The following is an 18,377-nucleotide window of genomic DNA, read 5'->3' on the forward strand; positions in this document are numbered from 1 at the left end:
CATGCCCTGCCGCAAAAGAGGAGGAGCAGACCGTGAAACGGTCAGCCCCTCAGGATCCGGATGCGCCGCATCGCTTCCTGCAGCTGGGGGAGGGACGCGGCGTAGGAGAGCCGGATCCAGCCCGGCGCGTAGAACGCGGCCCCCGGCGTGACCGCCACGTGGGCCTCCTGCAGCCAGCGGCGGGCGATCGCGGTGTCGTCCCCCTCGACCCTGACGAAGGCATAGAAGGCGCCCTCGGGGGGCGCCATGGCGAACTTCATGTCGGTCAGTGCATCGACCAGGTACTCCCGCCGCCGATCGAACTCCTCCCGCATCGCCTGCACCGCCCCCTGATCGCCCTGGAGGGCGGCAACCCCTCCCCACATCACGAACGTGGCGGGATGGCTCACCGAGTGCTGCTGGATTGTCAGCATCCGGCGGATGATCCCGGCGGGCGCCACCGCATAGCCGAGCCGCCAGCCGGTCATCGCGTAGGCCTTGGAGAAGCCGTTGACGGTGATGGTCCTCTCCTGCATGCCGTCCAGGGAGGCGAGGGAGACGTGCTCCCGCCCGTAGATCAGCTTCTCGTAGATCTCGTCCGACAGGGCAAAGAGGTCGTAGTCCTGGCAGAGATCGGCCACCAGCTGCAGGGACCGGCGGTTGAGAACCGTTCCCGTGGGGTTGGAGGGGGTGTTGACCACGATCATCTTGGTCCGCTGGGTGATCCGCTCTCCCAGGGTGTCGTCGATCTGGAAGGTCTTCATGTTCAGGGGATGGTGCACCGCCCGCCCCCCCGCCAGCTGGATGCACGGCTCGTAGGAGACCCAGGCCGGATCGATCAGGATCACCTCGTCCTGGGGATTGAGGACCGCTTCCATCGCCTCGCGGATCGCGTCCTTGGCGCCGCAGGTGGCGATCACCTCCTCGGGCCGGCAGTCGATGCGGTTCTCGGTGCGGATCTTCTCCGCGATCGCGTGGAGCAGCTCCGGGATGCCGTTGCTCGGGGCGTAGTGGGTCTCCCCCCGTGCGAGCGCCGCGCAGCAGGCGTCCTTGATGTGCTGCGGGGTGTCGAAGTCCGGCTCGCCGATGGAGAGGGAGACGACGTCGATCCCCTTCCGCTTCATTCGCTTGGCCTCGTCCGAGATCTCGATCGTGGCGGACGGGGCGATGCCGGCAACCTTCTCGGAGAGGGATCTCATCGCAATCGCTGGACCAGTTTTACCGCCGATTCGACCGCGCGGCGGGCGTAGTCGATCCGCTCCTGCGCCTCCAGGCGGGTCATGCCGGGCCCGGATATACCGAGGGTGACCGGTTTGCCGTACTCCAGCCCCAGGTCCATGATCTTGCGGGCGGCGTGCTGCAGCACGATCTCGTCGTGCTGGGTGGCGCCCTCGATCACCGCGCCGAGGGTGACCACCGCGTCCACCTCGCCCGCCTCGAGCATCTTCTTCACCGCGATGGGGACGTCGTAGGCGCCCGGCACGTACAGGGTATCGACGACGTCGGCGCCCAGGAACTTCGCGTGCTCCCGCCCCTCGATCTCCATCAGGTAGGTGATGTCCCGGTTGAACTCCGAGACCACAAATCCCAGCTTTATCGTCATTCCGATCCTCCTTCTAAGATTCTCACCAGGTCTATTTTAAGGCGGCTCATGCACGCTGCGGGGGGCGGGCGCCGGGGCCGCTGCCCGATTCCGAGCCCCCCGCGGACGTGCACGCCCATCCGGCGCAGGCCTCCGGCGGTATCCAGCACGTGCGGCCTCTCTCGCGCCGGCAGGGCGAAGAGCGGGGCGGCGAGTTCGCTGCACTATCCTCGGGCCCGATCATCTGGACGGGGCGATGGCAGGTAGAATTTTTCAGGCAGGGCGGCGCCCGATATCGCCTCGCTCTCGAGAGAGACCTCCGGGGATGCAGGGCCCATCGCTTCGGATGAACCTCCAGATCGGGTTGGGCGGGATTCCTCCTGCCAGGCAGTGTTCCACCCCGCTGGTACGATACTCTCCAAGGGAGGCAGATCCGGGAGCGCCACGTCACCGTCCCTCCACCGCTGCCAGTACGATATCCATGCATGCGGGAGCCGGGAGGAGAGGATGGATGGGAGAACCCGGTTCCGCCCGGGATTGCGAATACGTCAACCCTGTATGCCGCCCGCCCAGAGCGGCGCCCAATCCTGCGCATGGCCGCGGCATAGAAGGCGGCGCTGACAAGCCGTGCCCGCACGCCCCGTGCGGGCCCTGCCGGGCGAGAGGCGAGGGATCGGGGAGGTTTGCTCCCCGGCGGGGGGGAGCCCGAGACGCATCGACCGCACCGGAGACGGGATCTCAGGCCCGCTTCCGCAGGATGACCATCTCGCAGAAGAGGGAGCCGCTGCACATCGTGTCGTGGATCTCGATCCCGTACTCCGGATTGAGCGCCTCTATCGCGGCACGCACGTAGGACGCACAGAGGATGCCGGCGTCCTCCTCGCGGAGCCCCCGCTCCCGCGCCAGGGTGCACATCGGGCACGCCGCGAAGCGGATGACGGTCTCCTCGGGAACGCCCTCGATCAGCGGCGTCTCGAACCCGGAGCCGAAGAGGACGACGGAGAGCGTCCCGAGGGTCTGGACGAGCCCCGCTGCATCCTCTCTGGGCATCCCGTACTCGTCTGCGATGCGGCGGAGCTCCTGGCCGACGTCGCGGAAGACGGCGTCGATCCTGCCTTCCCTCCCGCCGGGCTCTGCGAACCTCCGGAGAAAGAGGAACGGCATGTAGGTCAGGATGCGCGACGCGATCTCCCATCGCGCCCGCATCGGAATATCCCTGATCGTTACCATGCGGCATCCCCTCCGCTGCCGGGGACCGACACCGCCCCGTCCCCCCCGACGGCACACCGTATGCAATCCTCGAACGCCATTGCCGGTAAGATGCCCGGGGTAATATATGAAGTTGCCCCATTCGCACCGCCCGGCGGACCGGGCGGCTCCCTCAGCGGCGGGCCGGACCGACGTCGGGAAATCCCTGGCGCTGCCCGGTCCCCGCCTCCTTCTCCAGGTCCCGGGGGTAGAGGAGGAGCTTTACCGCGTTGACCGCATGCTCCCGGGTGCGCTGCTCGGCGAGCCAGGCGAGCTCCCGCTCGTCCCGGGCCTCGTCCTCGTGCACGAAGACCTCGATGATGTGCTTGTTGGTCATCAGCTGGGCGCGGATGAGGCCCTGGGAGGCCTCGTGGGCGCACATGCGGTCCTTCTCGGCGGGGCCCGGCATGCCGAGCGCCATCGCCAGATCGCAGCCGCGCTCCTCCAGGAGTATCTTGCAGGCGACGGGCAGATCCTTGATGCCGGGCACGGTGTAGCGTTCGATCGAGAGACTGGCGTGCCTTTTCAGCTCGTCGATCGCGATCCTGCCCATGTTCACCCGCGCAAAGGTCGTATCCGCCACCCCGATCTTCATCGCAGCACCCCGCCGGCCGCCTCCACGCCGTCGCCCTCGATCCTGTATCCGAGCGCCTGCAGGGAGGTCTGCACGGCGGCGACCGTCGCCATGATCTCCGCCGCCCCCACGGCGCCCATGTGACCGATGCGGAAAATCCTGCCCTTCAGGTGGTCCTGCCCCCCCGCGATCTCCACCCCGAGACTCCGCACGTTCGCCCGCAGATCCCTGTCGGAGACACCGTCCGGGTAGGAGATCGCCGTGACGGTGTTGGAGCAGGCGTGGAGCGCGTCTGTGGCGGGGAAGAGGGAGAGCCCCCAGGCGTCCGCCGCGGCGCGGACCGCGTCCGCCATGCGGCGGTGGCGGGCGATGCGGCGCTCGAGCCCCTCCTCCTCGATCATGCGGAGCGCCTCGCGGAGCGCCAGGAAGAGCGGGACCGCCGGCGTGTACGGCGTCTCCAGCGTGGCGGCGCTCTTGCGGTACGCGGCCAGATCCAGGTAGAACGGCCGCTTCTCGCAGAGCACCTCCCAGGCCCGCGGCCCGACGGAGATGGCGGAGAGCCCCGCCGGGGCCGCCAGGCACTTCTGGGACCCGACGAAGGCGACATCGACGCCCCAGCGGTCCGCCTCCACGGCATCCCCGCCGATGGAGGTGATTCCGTCCATCAGGAGAAGCGCCCCGTGCTTGCGGGCGAGCCTCCCCACCGCCTCGGCCGGGTTGCGGATCCCCGCAGAGGTCTCGTTGTGCACCATCGTCACGACCTCCGCCCCCGCCTCCAGGCTCTCCTCCAGCGCCCCGAGGTCGAGAGGTGTGCCCCAGGCGGACGGGATCTCCGTCGCCGTCCCGTAGCGCTGCGCGATCTTGTACATCCGCTCCCCGAACTTCCCGTTGACCAGGGAGACAATGCGGCGGTCGCGCCCGAAGTTGGCGACCGCCGCCTCCATGGCGGCGGTCCCGGATCCGCTCAGCACGTACAGGTCGTTCGCGGTCCCGAAGAGCTGCTTCAGCGTCTTCACGCAGGCGGCGTAGATGTCGCCGAACTCTTTGCCCCGATGGTTGATTGCCTGCCGGACCATGGCGGAGCGGACACGCTCCGGAACGGGCACCGGCCCTGGCAGCATCAGCAGTGGTGGCTCATTCTCCATAGAATACCACATACTAATAAGGGGGGATTCGATATAAGCTTGAATGGCATGGTCGACGTTTCGGTCATCTCCGGCTCTCCATCGGACGCCCCGGTCGTGGAGAGGGTCTGCAGGACGCTGGACGAACAGGGGCTCTCCTACGAGCGCCAGGTCATCTCCGCCCACCGCCAGCCGGAGCAGCTGGACGCCTACATCCGGGGGGACCCGTGCCGGGTCTACATCGCGATCGCCGGCATGTCCGCCGCGCTGCCCGGCGCGATCGCCTCCCGCACCGCCCGTCCGGTGATCGGGGTGCCGGTCTCCGCCAGCCTGATGGGGCTCGACGCCCTCCTCTCCATCGCCCAGATGCCGAAGGGGGTGCCGGTCGCCTGCGTGGGGATCGACGCCGCGGAGAACGCCGCCCTGCTCGCCGCCCGCATCCTGCAGGCCCGTTAGAGCTGTTTTTCAGTCCTCTCCCGCCTTTTCGTCCCCGAAGACCTCCCGCACCATCCGCACGGCGCAGAGGTCCCCGCACATGGAGCAGGTGTCCATCATCCCGTCGCGGTCGTGGATCATCCGGGCCAGATCGCCGAAGAGCGCCAGCCGGAACTGCTCCTCCCAGTCCAGGCGGCGGCGGGCGTCTGCCATCGCCCGCTCCCGCCGCCGGGATCCCTCGACACGCAGGGTATCCCCGATGTGGGCGGCGATTTTCGTCACCCGCGTCCCCTCCTCGATATCCTCCACCGACGGCAGGGCCAGATGCTCGCTCGGGGAGACCATGCAGAGGAAGTCCGCCCCGTGCATGCAGGCGATCGCGCTGCCGATGGCGGCGGCCACGTGGTCGTAGCCGGCGGCGATGTCGGTCGGGAGCGGCCCGAGCAGGTAGAGGGGGGCTCCGCCCGTCATCTCTTTCAGGGCCCGCACGTTGTAACCGATCTCGTCCAGGGGGATGTGGCCGGGCCCTTCGACGAGGCGCTGCACCCCGGCGGCGAGCGCCCGCCGGGACAGGCGACCGAGCGTGGCGTACTCCGCCGATTTCGCGAGCCGCCGGGAGTCGCAGACGCTCCCCGGGCGCATTCCGTCCCCCAGGCTCGCGACCACGTCGTACTCCTTCAGGATCTCGAGAAGGTAGTCGAACTCGGCGTAGAGAGGGTTCTCCTCGTCGCGGTAGACCATCATCGCCGTATGGAACGCCCCGCCCCGGCTGACCACGCTCAGGATGCGGGGATCGGCGCGGAGCGCCGCGAGCGCCTCGCGGTTCACGCCGCAGTGGAGGGTGAGGAAGTCCACCCCCTGCTGGCAGTGCTCGCGGATCACGCGGAAGAGGAGGTCGGCATCGACGTCCGCTGCGCTGCCGGCGCGCCGCACCGCCTCGTAGATCGGTACCGTTCCCACCGGCACGTCGAGCGCCAGGATCTTCCGCCGCATGCGCGGCAGGTCGCCCCCCGTGGAGAGGTCCATGAGGGTGTCGGCGCCGCTCCCGATCGCTGCCAGACCCTTCTCCACCTCGAGCGTCTCGTTGCAGCGGCTCGCCGAGGTGCCCACGTTCACGTTCACCTTCACGCGGCACCCGGCGCCGATGGCGCAGAGGCGGTGCTTCCGCCGGGGGTTGGCCGGTACCGTGACTTGCCCTTCCGCGATGGCCCGCGCCATCCGCTCCGGAGGCATCTGCTCACCCTCTGCCAGTTCCTCCACCAGGGGAGGGATCCCGTTCCGGCACTCTGCGATCAGGGCATGCATAACACACATGTACTTCCCCTCCTTATTATGGTACATGCCAGTCCGATGGATCGCCGGGAGCGGCGGGCTCGCCAACGCCTACCTGTTCGGCCCGGTCCTGGTGGACGCCGGGGTGCTCCCGATGGACGTCGCGCTCTACAGGGAGCAGATCCGCGTGATCGTCCTCACCCACGGCCACTACGATCATACCGCCCACGTGAACGAGATCCGCCGCATGTGCGGCGCACGGGTCTGCATTCACCCCCTGGATGCACCGGCTCTTGCGGACGACCGCCGCAGCGTGGCGATGCTCTTCGGGGCCCGCCCTCCCGGGGCGGCCGCCGACTTCACCGTGGAGGAGGGGGACACCGTGGCGGGGCTCGAAGTTCTGCACACCCCCGGCCACACCCCGGGCGGGATCTGCCTCTACCACGCGGGGGAGCGGATCCTCTTCTCGGGGGACACGGTCTTCACCCACGGCTCGTTCGGGCGGTACGATCTCCCCGGCGGCGATCTCGCCCTCCTGCAGCGGTCGATAGAGCGCCTCGCGGGCCTGGACGTGGAGGGGCTCTTCCCCGGCCACGAGGCGCCGGTGCTGCAGGGGGGGCGGCGGCACATCCTGGCGGCGCACACGATCGTGCAGGGTCTGCATGGATAAGGGGATCTACTGCCTGATCCTGGAGAACGCCGCCTGCACGCTCCCCGTCGGCGGCCTGGGAGAGGTCCCCTTCCGGGCGGGATGGCACGTCTACGTCGGCTCCGCCCTCGGCCCGGGCGGGCTCTCCCGCGTGCGGCGGCACCTCCGCCTCGCCGCCCGCCGCGATGCACCCCCCCGCTGGCACATCGACCGCCTCCTCCTCTCCCCCCGGTTCCGCGTGCGGTACGCGGTCTGCGCCCCGACAGCGCTCCGTCTCGAGTGCCGCCTGGCAGCGGCGCTCGGGAGCGGCGGCGTCGCGGGGTTCGGCGCGAGCGACTGCTCCTGCCGGTCGCACCTCTTCTACCGCTCCGCCGATCCGCTCCCGGAGGCGGAGCGCGCTTTCCGCAACCTGGGTCTCTCCTGCACCAGCAAAAGAATAAAAGAGTCCGCGGACAAGGGTAGAGTATGAAGGTGCTGGGCATCTCCGGGAGCATGCGGAAGGAGGGGAACACGGCCCTGCTGGTCCAGGCGATCCTGGACCGCTGCAGGGAGGAGGGCATCGAGACCGAGTTCCTCTCTCTTGCCGGGAAGACGATCAAACCCTGCCTGGGTTGCGAGGACTGCAAGCGGAACCTGACGTGCGCCGTCCGGAACGATGACTGGCACGCGATCGCCGAGAAGGTGATCGCGTGCGAGGTGCTGGTGCTGGGGTCGCCCACCTACTACTACGACGTGAACGGCCACACCAAGAACTTCATCGACCGCACCTACTCGCTCTACCACAACCGCGTGCTGGCGGGGCGGAGGGCCGTCGGGGTCGCCGTCTGCGCCGATAAGGGGGGAAGCCGGGCGCTCCAGACGATAGAGGGGTTCTTCAGCTCCCACGAGTTCTCCTACCTGGGCGGGGTGCAGGGGCGGGGATACCTCGCCGGCGAGGTGCTGAAGGACGCGGACGCCATGCGGCGGGCGCGGGAGATCGGGGACAAGATCGTCCGCCTGCTGATGCCCTCAGACTAGGGAGTAGAGGGTCGTCCGCTGGCGCAGCGTCCTCCCCAGATCCTCTGCCATCCGCTGCATCTCGGCGGGATCGAGGTACTCGGTGTTCGCCGCGCCGGCGCCCCGCGAGATGCTCTCCTCGAACATGGTCCCGCCCAGGTCGTCCGCGCCGGCGAGGAGCCCCACCTGCGCCAGCTTCGTCCCCAGCTTCACCCAGGAGCTCTGGATGTGGTCGAAGTTGTCCAGGAAGAGGCGGGACACCGCGAACATCAGGATATCCTCCCTTCCCGTCGCCCCTCCCCGCGCCTTCCCGGCGCGGTAGATGGGAGTGTTCATGTGGATGAACGAGAGCGGCACGAACTCCGTGAACCCGCGGGTCTCGTCCTGGATCTCCCGCAGGATCGCCAGGTGCCGCGCCCGGTCCGCCTCGCCCTCGAGGGAGCCGTACATGATGGTCGCCGTGGAGGGGATGCCAAGGGCGTGCGCCTCGCGGATGATGCGGATCCAGGCGGCGGTATCGATCTTCCCCGGGCAGAGGACGGAGCGCACCTCGTCCACCAGGATCTCCGCGGCGGTGCCGCAGAGGGAGCCCAGACCCGCCGCCTTCATCCTCTGCAGGACCTCCGCGGTGCTGCACCCGCTCTTTCTCGCGGCATAGGCGATCTCCATCGGGTTGCTGGCGTGGATGTGGACGTGCGGGGCCGCCTCGCGGATCCAGCCGATGAGGTCGACATAGGAGTCCGCGGTGAAGTGCGGGTGCAGTCCGCTCACCGTGCAGATCTCGGTCGCGCCCCGCTCCCGCGCCTGCGCCGCCTTCTTCTGGATCGTCTCCCGCCCGTAGAAGTAGGCGTCCGGGTCCCCCTGCTTCCGCGAGAACCCGCAGAATCCGCAGGCGTTGATGCAGATGTTCGTCACGTTGAGATTCTGGTTGCGGACGTAGGTGACGGTGTCGCCGACCTTCTCCTCCCGCAGGGCGTCGGCGGCGGCGGCGATCGCGAAGACGCCCCGGTCCCGCACCTGCAGGAGGGATGCGGCCTCCTCCTCCGTCAGGCGGTGGCCGCCGAGCACGTCGTCGAGCAGGGTTCGCATACGGAAAGGGCATCCCCCCGGGAGAGGGGTGCCCGAGCCTCCGGGTTCAAGGTTGTCCAGGAACATGATTAGGGTAACGCAATGGGCGCAGGCATACACTTAATAACCATCGCGGATATCCCCCTGCCATGCTGGGACAGATAACCCCGCAACGGATCCGTCTCTCCTACAAGGACGCCGAGGGGTTCGTCATCCCCCTCGGGAACACGAGCCTGGTCTTTGCCGTGACCGAGAGCGGCCTGATCGCCAACGACATCATCGACATCGAGGCGCTCGAGAACTTCGACTACCCGGCGGCGCAGATCGGCCCCGCCCAGGGGGACATCGTCGACACCCTGGAGGAGCTGCTGGAAGGGGAGGTGAAGGCGGCGAACCTGCACGCGATCCAGCGCCGCGTCGAGGTCGGGATGCCGGCGCTGGAGGCGCTGAACCGCATCTAGGCGCTTATCCCACCCGTCCGTAGGTCGTGGTCCTCTGGCGCAGCGTCCGCCCCAGATCCTCTGCGATCCGCTGCATCTCGGCCGGGTCGAAGTATCCGCCGCCCTCGCCGCCGGCCTCCGCCGAGACCGCATCGGCATACATCGTCCCCCCGAGATCGTTCCCCCCGCACTGCAGCCCGGGCGACGCCATCTTTCGCCCCACCTTCTGCCAGGGGATCTGGATATTGTCGAAGTTGTCCAGAAAGAGGCGGGAGACCGCGAAGAGCAGGATGTCCTCCCTCCCGGTCGCCCCGGGGGGCGCCGTGCCGGATGCGTAGAGCGGGGTGCGGGCGTGCAACCAGGAGAGCGGCACGAACTCCGTGAACCCGCGAGTCTCGTCCTGGATCTCCCGCAGGATCGCCAGGTGCCGCGCCCGATCCGCCGCCGTCTCCACGTGGCCGTAGAGGATGGTGGCGGTCGAGCGGATTCCCATCCCGTGCGCCTCGCGGATGATGCGGATCCAGTCCCCGGTGCGCACCTTGTTCGGACAGATGACGGCCCGCACGTGGTCGACCAGGATCTCCGCCGCCGTCCCCTGGAGGGTCCCGAGACCCGCCGCCCGCAGGCGGCGGATCACCTCCCCGCTGGAGATGCCGCTCTGCCGCGCAGCCCAGGCGATCTCGTCCGGGCTGGCGGTGTGGATGTCCGCCCCGGGGATGGCGGCGTGCACCCGGCCGATCAGGTCCGCGTAGGTCTCGGCCGTAAAGTGCGGGTGCACCCCCGAGAGGAGGCAGATCTCGGTCACGCCCCGTTCCCGCGCCAGGCGCGCCTGCTCCGCGATCTGCTCGCTACCGAGCAGATAGCCCTCGTCCGATCCCTTCGGCCTCCCGAACCCGCAGAACCCGCAGAGGTTCTTGCAGATGTTGGTCACGTGAATGTTCTGGTTGCGGACGTAGGTGACGGTGTCGCCGACCTTCTCCTCCCGCAGGGCGTCGGCGGCGGCGGCGATCGCGAAGACGCCCCGGTCCCGTACCTGCAGGAGGGATGCGGCCTCCTCCTCCGTCAGGCGGTGGCCGCCGAGCACGTCGTCGAGCAGGCGGTGCAGGACCCTACCGCTTCCCCCGCTTCGCGGCACCGCTCTCCTCCTTCCTGCCGGCGATCACCTCGTAGAGGAGCATGAGGACGATCACGATTGCGGCGAACTCGAAGAGGTGCAGGGCGGGATAACCCAGGAGCGGGATGGCGAAGAGGGCCTTTCCCACGATCCACTCCTTCCGAACGGGCTCGATCGCCCCGATGCCCTGGTAGTAGCCCTGCTGGTCCGCCAGCTGGTTGTTGTCGCCCTTGGTGATGTAGCCCGCGTCGGCGTCCGAATAGGCCATCGCCCGGTGGATGATCGGATTCACGCGGTTCTCGCCGTTCGGGCGGTAGACGATCACGTCCCCGTAGTCGCCGAACGCCGCGTAGCCGCTCTCTCTCCCCTCCTCCCAGGTGCGGAGCGGTCCGAAGCGGTCCTCCTCCACCACGAAGACCAGGTCGCCGACGTTCATGTGGGGCACCATGCTCTCCGACTCGATGGTGACGAGAGCCGGCCAGGTGCCGGCGGCCAGGAAGAGGACGAGGGCGAACCCGCCCACCACGGCGGCCACCCAGAGGAGATCCCGTGCGAGAGATACCCAGGGGTTGTCGCTCTCGCGGAACCGCCGGATCGGGTTCGCACTGCCGTTCAGCTTCTTTGCGTCTGCCATAGAGGATACTTGCTGAGTACCATCCGCGTTTATCCTACAAATACATACCAGAGGGAGGGGGGCCCCACCATTGGCAAAGGTCATAGAGGTGGGGGACCATAGTAGGATCTATGCTCGGTGACCAGGAGATCGTCCAGCGGTTCCTCGAGACGAACCTGCAGGTGCACCCGGATGTGGTGAACTACATCCGCAAGCAGGGCGATCCCGCGCTCATCGACCGCATCATCGCCGCCATCCCGGAGAGCACGGTCGTGGTCTCGACGCGGCACATCCCGGACTTCGCCCCCGAGCGAGACGGGACGCGGTTCCTCACCGATCCATGGGTGGAGGTGATCCGCGGCAGCGCCGATTCTTCCGCCGCCGCCAACAACTTCGCGGACTTCGTGCACCTCTTCCGCGACCGCTACACCCGCCTCGGCAACCTGATCCGCGGCAGGAACCCGGCGATGCCCATCGAGGCGCTCACCCGCTCGAGCCGCTACAACCAGCAGGAGTGCACCGTGATTGGCATGGTCGGCGACGTGCGGACCACGGGGAGCGGCAACCGCCTGATCGACCTGGAGGACCCGACGGGGCAGCTCTCCGTCCTCTTCAACAAGGGAAAGGACGTCTTCGCCGAGGCGGAGCGCCTGCTGCCCGACGAGGTGATCGGCGTCCGCGGTAAGCTCTCGCAGGACGGGCGGCTCTTCTTCGCGGAGCAGATCGTCCGTCCCGACATCCCCATCAACCACGCGCCCTACACGAGCCCGCAGCCGGGGAAGGCGGTACTCGTCTCGGACATCCACGTGGGGAGCGACACGTTCCTGGAGGCGGAGTGGAACCGCTTCGCCGACTGGCTGCAGGACTCGGACGTGCAGTACCTGCTGGTGGCGGGCGACCTGGTGGACGGCATCGGGATCTACCCCGGCCAGGAGGAGGAGCTGGTGATCCGCGACATCTACGAGCAGTACGACGTCCTGGGGGGGATGCTCGCCGACCTCCCCTCGCGCCTGCGGATCGTCCTCTCCCCCGGCAACCACGATGCGGTGCGGGCGGCGGAGCCCCAGCCCGCCATCCCGCCCGACTTCACGCGCAAATTCCCGGGCAACTGCCTCTTCGTGGAGAACCCCTGCCTCCTGGCGGTGCAGGGGGTGCGGGTGCTGATGTACCACGGACGCTCGATCGACGACATGATCGGGCTGATCCCCGGCGCCAGCTACGCCCAGCCGGAGCAGATGATGGCGGGGATGCTGGAGCGCCGCCACCTCGCCCTCACCTACGGGAAACGGACGTCTCTCGCCGCCACGCGGCAGGACCAGCTGGTGATCGACCCCATCCCGGAGGTGCTCCACACGGGGCACGTCCACACCAGCGGGCTGACGCGCTACCGCGGGGTGCTGGGCGTCAACGCCGGGGCCTGGCAGTCCCAGACCGCCTTCCAGAAGCAGATGAACATCCATCCCACCCCGGCCCGCGCCGTGGTGCTGGATCTCCAGACGCTGGAGCCGCAGATTCTGGACTTCACGGGTCCGTCCGCGGTTTAAATCCGTGAATTTATATATTCCGTACAAAGAACTTCTATAGATTCTTTCTGTTTGAGAGTCGTTCGGAGGCAATCAGAGATGGATATGTTGATTCTGGCACCCGTCTTCGCCCTCCTGGGCCTCGTATTCGCAGGCTACTCGTTCTGGAATATGCGGCGGGAGGGGGCGGGCACCGAGGTGATGCAGAAGATCGCCGGTGCGATCCACCTGGGCGCGATGGTCTACCTGAAGCGCCAGTACACAGCCATTGCGATATTCGTCGTCGTGCTGGCGGGGGTCCTGGCCCTGATCATCAATCCGCTGACCGCCGTCTCCTTCGTGGTCGGGGCCGCCCTCTCGGCGACGGCCGGCTACGTGGGGATGAACTCGGCGACGCTCGCGAACGTCCGCACCACGAATGCCGCCCGCCGGGGGATGGCAGACGCGTTCCGCGTCTCGTTCTCGAGCGGCATGGTGATGGGGCTGACGGTCGTGGGGCTGGGCCTCCTGGGCCTCAGCGGTCTCTTCTACGCCCTGGACTTCTTCACCGCCCTCGGGCTGCCCGAGATCGTCTCGGTGATCTCGGGCTTCTCGCTCGGGGCGAGCTCGATCGCGCTCTTCGCCCGCGTGGGCGGCGGGATCTTCACCAAGGCCGCCGACGTGGGGGCGGATCTCGTCGGGAAGGTGGAGGCGGGGATCCCCGAGGACGATCCCCGCAATCCAGCGGTCATCGCGGACAATGTCGGCGACAACGTCGGGGACATCGCCGGCATGGGCGCCGATCTCTACGAGAGCTACGTCGGGGCGATCATCGCGACGATGCTCATCGGCGCGTCGGCAGCGGGGGTCGCCCAGTTCGGCGGGGTCGGCATGATCAACCTGGTAATCCTGCCGATCCTCATCGCCGCCTTCGGGATCGTGGCGTCGATCGTCGGTTCGCTCTTCGTGCGCACGCAGAAGAACGAGAGCAGCGCCATCCACCGCGCCTTCAACGTCGGCACCTTCGCCGCCCTGGTGCTCACGGTCGCCGCCGCCTACTGGCTCGTCACGAACCTGCTCGGGCCCCAGTTCATCGGGGTCTTCGTCGCCGCCATCGCCGGTCTGGTCGCCGGGTTCCTGATCGGGCTCATCACCGAGTACTACACCTCCTACGAGCGCCCGCCCACGCAGGCGATCGCGAAGTCCTGCGAGACGGGCGCGGCGACGGACATCATCACGGGTCTCGCGAAGGGCATGGAGAGCACGGTCTTCCCCGTGCTGATCATCGCCGTCGCGATCCTGATCGCGGCGAGCCAAGCGGGCCTCTACGGGGTCGCCATCGCCGGCGTCGGCATGCTCGCCACGCTGGGCATCACGCTCTCCGTGGACGCCTACGGCCCGGTCGCCGATAACGCCGGCGGGATCGCCGAGATGTCGCACCAGGAGCCGGGCGTGCGCGCGATCACCGACACGCTGGACTCCGTCGGGAACACCACCGCCGCCATCGGGAAGGGGTTCGCGATCGGGGGCGCGGCGCTGACGGCGCTGGGTCTCTTTGCCGCCTACTCCCAGGCGGTGGGGCTGGAGCTGGTGAACATGCTGGACTACACGGTCTTCGTCGGCGTCCTGATCGGTGCCATGCTGCCCTTCCTCTTCAGCTCCTTCGCGATGACGGCGGTCGGGAAGGCCGCGGGCCAGATCGTGCAGGAGGTGCGGCGGCAGTTCCGCGAGATCCCCGGTCTCATGGAGGGGAAGACGGAGCCGGACTACGCGGCCGCCATCACCATCTCGACGAACGCCGCCCTGCGGCAGATGATCGCCCCGGGCGTGATGGCGATCGCCGCCCCCCTGATCGTCGGCATCGCCCTCGGGCCGGCGGCCCTGGCCGGTCTGCTGATCGGGTCGATCTCGAGCGGTTTTTTAGTCGCCGTCATGATGGCGAACGCCGGCGGCGCCTGGGACAACGCCAAGAAGTACATCGAGCAGGGGAACCTGGGCGGGAAGGGCTCCCCGGCCCACAAGGCCGCGGTCACGGGCGACACGGTCGGCGATCCCTTCAAGGATACCGCGGGGCCGGCGCTCAATATCCTCCTGAAGCTGATGTCCATCGTCGCGGTGGTCTTCGCGCCCATCTTCCTCTAACCTTTTTCAGACAGCGAACATTCACCGCACGGGTTCGGCATTTTCCAGCATCCTTCGATCCCCGCTCCAAAGGTATATCAGCGAGAACGCCCATGGGTTCGCCTCGCGGGAGCCGGAACGGCAGGGCGGTTTCAGCCCCCGCGAGGGGCGACGAAGGGGATGCGTGTATTCGTCCTGGTCTGTCTGATCCTGGCGCTGCTGGCGGCCGGTCCTGTGCAGGCAGCGGTTCCCACCGTTCTGGTGGCCGATTACCGGGTCACCCCGGCGGTCCTGCTCCCCGGCGACACCGGGACCATCACGGTCATGCTCCGGAACACCGCCGAGAGCGCATCGCAGACCGAGACCGACGTCGTCGTTCAGCAGGACGGCACCTCCACCTCGACTGCCGTCACCCCCATCGATGCCTTCGTGGAGAGCGTCTACCTCTACGGCAACGGGCTCGAGGTGCTCGAGGGGAGTTACACCGATGTGGGCGCCATCGGGCCCGGGCAGTCCTTCCCCCTCACCTTCCTGGTCGAGGCGCCGACCCGGGCGGGGATCTACTTCCCCGAGGTCTGGATCCGCGTCCGGGGAGCGGAGAGCGTGAAGTATCCCCTGCCCGTCGACGTGAACTCGCGGGTGTCCCTGCAGAAGGAGCCGGCAATCACCGTGAACAAAACCGTGCCGGTGGATATCCAACCGGGCGACCGCTTCAGCGTCTCCCTGGATCTGACCAACGGGGGGCTGGCCCGGGCCGACGACGTCGCCGTCACGCTGAATACCAGCGGGCTCTCCCTCGCGCCGAGCGGACCCAGCAACTACTTCTTCGACCACATCGAGGCGGGGGAGGCGATCCACCTGGACCTGCGTTTCATGACAGACGAGAACATCCCCCTGGGGCTGAATATCGTGCCGCTGACCGTCACATACTCCGGCGGCAACGGAACAGCGAAGCGCCAGGTCGAGACGCTGGGGATACCGGTCGTCGGGCGGGCGGAGCTGGGTGTCGCCTCGATCCGTACCGATCCGACCCAGGTCGCCGCCGGCGATAGCGTGGATCTGACTATCCGTATCGAGAATACGGGAACAGCCGATGCAAACTCTGTGCAGGCATCCATCGAGAACGTCTCTCTTTCTGGCTCGAAACGGGCGTTCATGGGGACGATAGAGCCAAACAACGATGCTCCTGCGATCTTCTCCCTGCAGGCGGACGAGGCGGGGGAGTTTAATTATACACTCCTCATCTCCTACACAGACGACTTCGGGCCCCACACGACCCGGCAGGACCTTCAACTGGTGGTTCTGGAACAGAGTCCGAGCGATCTGCTCATCCCCATCGCCATCGCCATCGTCCTCGTCGCTGCGTTCGCGATCTACTGGTACAGGAGACGGAGGGAGACGTAAACGGTGATCGAAGAGGTGCGGGTCTCCTCATTCCTGGCATGGAAGTCTATCCGGCGAGGCAATAAAGGGACGCTTCTTTTGACTATCCTGATCATCGCGCTGGTCTTTGTCAACCTGGTCTTCCTCCCCTCGATCATCGCCGGTGTCGTCCAGACCTTCAACACGCAGTCGATCGACTTCGACTATGGCAACCTGGTGATCGAACCCCGGGAGGGGGAACGGTATATCGACGACGTGGATCGCCTGCAGAAGAAACTGGAGCAGATACCGGGCATTACCGGCACCGCCCCCCGCATCACCACGGGTGTCACCTACCTCTACAGGGGTAGGACGGCGGAGAGCAGCCTGTACGGCACCAATCCGCAGGATGAACGGTCCGTGACCCAGATCGAGCAGAGCCTGATCGAGGGCGAGTTCCTCTCCAGCGGCGACAGGAATGCGATCCTGATGGGCGCCACGCTCGCGGGGAGGGAAGGGGAGGAGACGGGAGGGCTCCCCTCCCTGCAGGGCGTCCAGGTCGGCGATTCGGTGCAGGTGCTGTACCCCAACGGGGTGGAGCGGACCTACCGGGTGAAGGGCATCTACGAGACCCAATCGTTCGGTGTCGACCTCGCCGCCTTCGTCACCACGGCTGAGATGCAGTCGGTGCTCGGGCTGGAGAATCAGGCATCCCAGATCCTGGTGAAGACCGCCGAGAATGGCAGGGAGCAGGAGTACAAGAGGCTGCTGCTGAGCTACGGCATCCAGGAGGAGGTTCGGACGTACCAGGAGAAGGCGGCCGGGTTCGTGGACCAGGCGATCCAGAGTTTCAACATCATCAACGCCATCTCGACAGGGGTCAGCCTGATCATCGCCGTCGTGGTGATCTTCATCGTCGTCTTCATCAACACGGTCAACAAGCGCCGCCAGATCGGGATCCTGAAGGCCATCGGGCTCAGCCAGCAGATCATCATCAATTCCTATGTTCTCCAGGTGCTCTTCATCACGTCTGCAGGGGCGCTGGCGGGGATGATCCTGAACGCGGGCGTGGGGGCGTATCTAACCGCCTACCCGCTGGTCTTTCCCGGAGGACCGGTCTACCCGGTGGTCGAGCCCGGGGATATCCTGCGGAGCATCGTCAGCCTGTTCGCGGTCTCGGTGGTCGCGGGCTATGTACCGGCGTGGAGGACGGTCCGCGAGGACATCCTGGCCGCCATACGGGGGCAGCCATGATCGTCGCCAGGGATGTGACCAGGATCTACACGATGGGCAGGGTCGAGGTGCGGGCGCTGCAAGGGGTCTCTTTTCAGGTGGAAAAGGGGGAGTTCGTCGGGATCACGGGGGCGAGCGGGAGCGGCAAGTCGACACTCCTCCACATCCTGGGCCTGCTCGACCGCCCCACCACGGGCAGCGTCACTATCGAGGGGACCGATGTGCTGGCGTTGACAGACCGCGAGCGGACCCTCTTTCGCCTGAACCGCCTGGGTTACGTCTTCCAGGACTACGCCCTGATCGGGGAGCTCACCGCCCGCGAGAACGTCTATCTCACCTCGCTCGTCCGGGCGACGCCGCGGGAGGAGTACCTCGCCCGCAGCGCCGAGATCCTGGAGCGGGTGGGCCTGGGAGAACGGATGGACTTTCGCCAGAGCGAGCTCTCGGGGGGCGAGCAGCAGCGGGTGGCGATCGCCCGGGCGCTCATCAACAACCCGAGCATCCTGCTCGCGGACGAGCCTCTCGCCAACCTGGACAGCGCGACCTCCCGCAGCATCCTGGACCTCTTCCAGGAGCTGAACGAGGATCTCCAGCAGACGATCGTAATGGTCTCCCACGAGGACTGGCACAGGGAGTACTTCTGCCGCATCATCAACTTAAAAGACGGGATGATCGAGGGCGAGGTGCAGTGCCGCCCCCGGGCCCGGGCGGATGCAGGATAGCAGGCCGGAACCCCCCGCCGCCCCGCCGGGCGACCTCCAGCTCTGCGCAGACCCGATTACGAACTCCGCTCGAGTGCGAGAATTCTATGCATATCCTTCCGAAGTTCGGGAACGCGGTTGACTACTGTTGCCCATACGAGCGCTACATCAATCCCGAAGCAGGTGTGGATCAGCTTGTCCCGCATGCCTGCCATCTCCTTCCAGGGTATGTCGGGATATTTCTGCCGGATAGTATGGGGACTTTCTTGCTCGCCTCGCCGACAATCTCGAACTTCCGGATGACGGCACTCTGTGTCTTATCGTCGCGAGCAAACTCTTCAGGCGTCATGCCTGCCGTGTACTC

At 67.2% G+C, this 18,377-nt stretch carries 19 protein-coding genes and 1 pseudogene; 10 read left to right on the forward strand and 10 right to left on the reverse strand.

The window, feature by feature from the left end:
* Positions 1–41 precede the first annotated feature (41 nt).
* From QMC96_07675 to QMC96_07695, 5 genes are all read right to left on the reverse strand, one after another.
* Positions 42–1,178 carry a pyridoxal phosphate-dependent aminotransferase gene (locus QMC96_07675; GenBank protein ID MDI6876633.1) on the reverse strand — a complete coding sequence of 379 codons (1,137 nt, stop codon included), beginning with the start codon at positions 1,176–1,178 and terminating at the stop codon, positions 42–44.
* Positions 1,175–1,582, reverse strand: coding sequence for a 6,7-dimethyl-8-ribityllumazine synthase (ribH, locus tag QMC96_07680; GenBank protein ID MDI6876634.1), 408 nt, complete (start codon positions 1,580–1,582; stop codon positions 1,175–1,177). Before ribH ends, QMC96_07675 begins: the two co-directional genes overlap by 4 nt.
* 717 nt (positions 1,583–2,299) lie before the next feature.
* Entirely contained in the window at positions 2,300–2,791 is a 492-nt protein-coding gene (locus QMC96_07685; GenBank protein MDI6876635.1) for a hypothetical protein, read from the reverse strand.
* Positions 2,792–2,942: 151 nt separating this feature from the next.
* Positions 2,943–3,404 (reverse strand): riboflavin synthase, encoded by a 462-nt coding sequence (gene ribC / locus QMC96_07690; protein ID MDI6876636.1) that lies wholly within the window; start codon positions 3,402–3,404, stop codon positions 2,943–2,945.
* Positions 3,401–4,528 (reverse strand): alanine--glyoxylate aminotransferase family protein, encoded by a 1,128-nt coding sequence (locus tag QMC96_07695; protein MDI6876637.1) that lies wholly within the window; start codon positions 4,526–4,528, stop codon positions 3,401–3,403. The genes ribC and QMC96_07695 overlap by 4 nt, the downstream gene beginning before the upstream one ends.
* 48 nt (positions 4,529–4,576) lie before the next feature.
* Between QMC96_07695 and QMC96_07700 the strand changes: the two genes are divergently transcribed.
* The gene (locus QMC96_07700) at positions 4,577–4,963 is read left to right on the forward strand and encodes a 5-(carboxyamino)imidazole ribonucleotide mutase (GenBank protein ID MDI6876638.1); all 387 of its coding nucleotides are present in this window, start codon (positions 4,577–4,579) and stop codon (positions 4,961–4,963) included.
* Between the two features lie 9 nt (positions 4,964–4,972).
* Here the strand turns inward: QMC96_07700 and thiC are convergent, their stop codons facing one another.
* A complete protein-coding gene (gene thiC / locus QMC96_07705; protein MDI6876639.1) occupies positions 4,973–6,256 on the reverse strand; it encodes a phosphomethylpyrimidine synthase ThiC in 1,284 nt (427 codons plus the stop codon).
* Between the two features lie 25 nt (positions 6,257–6,281).
* On the opposite strand from thiC, the gene QMC96_07710 reads away from it, so the two are divergent.
* The 3 genes from QMC96_07710 to QMC96_07720 are packed head-to-tail and all read left to right on the forward strand — an operon-like array spanning position 6,282 to position 7,880.
* On the forward strand, positions 6,282–6,884 hold the full coding sequence (locus tag QMC96_07710) for an MBL fold metallo-hydrolase (GenBank protein ID MDI6876640.1): 603 nt from the start codon (positions 6,282–6,284) through the stop codon (positions 6,882–6,884).
* Complete coding sequence (locus QMC96_07715; GenBank protein MDI6876641.1) at positions 6,877–7,332, forward strand: DUF123 domain-containing protein; 456 nt, start codon at positions 6,877–6,879, stop codon at positions 7,330–7,332. Before QMC96_07710 ends, QMC96_07715 begins: the two co-directional genes overlap by 8 nt.
* Entirely contained in the window at positions 7,329–7,880 is a 552-nt protein-coding gene (locus QMC96_07720; protein ID MDI6876642.1) for a flavodoxin family protein, read from the forward strand. Before QMC96_07715 ends, QMC96_07720 begins: the two co-directional genes overlap by 4 nt.
* Here QMC96_07720 and cofH (QMC96_07725) read toward each other — a convergent pair.
* Positions 7,872–8,948, reverse strand: a complete 1,077-nt coding sequence (gene cofH / locus QMC96_07725; GenBank protein ID MDI6876643.1) for a 5-amino-6-(D-ribitylamino)uracil--L-tyrosine 4-hydroxyphenyl transferase CofH — start codon at positions 8,946–8,948, stop codon at positions 7,872–7,874. The two genes, QMC96_07720 and cofH (QMC96_07725), sit on opposite strands and share 9 nt — an antisense overlap.
* Before the next feature lie 128 nt (positions 8,949–9,076).
* Between cofH (QMC96_07725) and QMC96_07730 the strand changes: the two genes are divergently transcribed.
* Entirely contained in the window at positions 9,077–9,388 is a 312-nt protein-coding gene (locus tag QMC96_07730) for a DUF1805 domain-containing protein (protein MDI6876644.1), read from the forward strand.
* A gap of 4 nt (positions 9,389–9,392) precedes the next feature.
* Here the strand turns inward: QMC96_07730 and cofH (QMC96_07735) are convergent, their stop codons facing one another.
* Positions 9,393–10,502: a 5-amino-6-(D-ribitylamino)uracil--L-tyrosine 4-hydroxyphenyl transferase CofH gene (gene cofH, locus QMC96_07735; GenBank protein MDI6876645.1), complete on the reverse strand. Its 1,110-nt coding sequence runs from the start codon at positions 10,500–10,502 to the stop codon at positions 9,393–9,395.
* Positions 10,477–11,115 (reverse strand): S26 family signal peptidase, encoded by a 639-nt coding sequence (locus QMC96_07740; protein ID MDI6876646.1) that lies wholly within the window; start codon positions 11,113–11,115, stop codon positions 10,477–10,479. Before QMC96_07740 ends, cofH (QMC96_07735) begins: the two co-directional genes overlap by 26 nt.
* A gap of 110 nt (positions 11,116–11,225) precedes the next feature.
* Here QMC96_07740 and QMC96_07745 point away from each other — a divergent pair, with 110 nt between their 5' ends.
* From QMC96_07745 to QMC96_07765, 5 genes are all read left to right on the forward strand, one after another.
* Entirely contained in the window at positions 11,226–12,638 is a 1,413-nt protein-coding gene (locus QMC96_07745; protein ID MDI6876647.1) for a DNA-directed DNA polymerase II small subunit, read from the forward strand.
* A gap of 78 nt (positions 12,639–12,716) precedes the next feature.
* Entirely contained in the window at positions 12,717–14,738 is a 2,022-nt protein-coding gene (locus QMC96_07750; protein MDI6876648.1) for a sodium-translocating pyrophosphatase, read from the forward strand.
* Positions 14,739–14,897: 159 nt separating this feature from the next.
* Positions 14,898–16,121, forward strand: coding sequence for an S-layer protein (locus tag QMC96_07755; protein MDI6876649.1), 1,224 nt, complete (start codon positions 14,898–14,900; stop codon positions 16,119–16,121).
* Positions 16,122–16,124: 3 nt separating this feature from the next.
* Complete coding sequence (locus QMC96_07760; GenBank protein ID MDI6876650.1) at positions 16,125–17,333, forward strand: FtsX-like permease family protein; 1,209 nt, start codon at positions 16,125–16,127, stop codon at positions 17,331–17,333.
* Positions 17,330–18,034, forward strand: coding sequence for an ABC transporter ATP-binding protein (locus QMC96_07765; GenBank protein ID MDI6876651.1), 705 nt, complete (start codon positions 17,330–17,332; stop codon positions 18,032–18,034). Before QMC96_07760 ends, QMC96_07765 begins: the two co-directional genes overlap by 4 nt.
* Positions 18,035–18,090: 56 nt before the next feature.
* Here QMC96_07765 and QMC96_07770 read toward each other — a convergent pair.
* A pseudogene (locus tag QMC96_07770) lies at positions 18,091–18,362 on the reverse strand (DUF86 domain-containing protein).
* Between the last annotated feature and the right edge of the window lie 15 nt (positions 18,363–18,377).

The sequence above is a fragment of the Methanomicrobiales archaeon genome, from assembly GCA_030019205.1.
GTDB lineage: Archaea > Halobacteriota > Methanomicrobia > Methanomicrobiales > JACTUA01 > JASEFH01.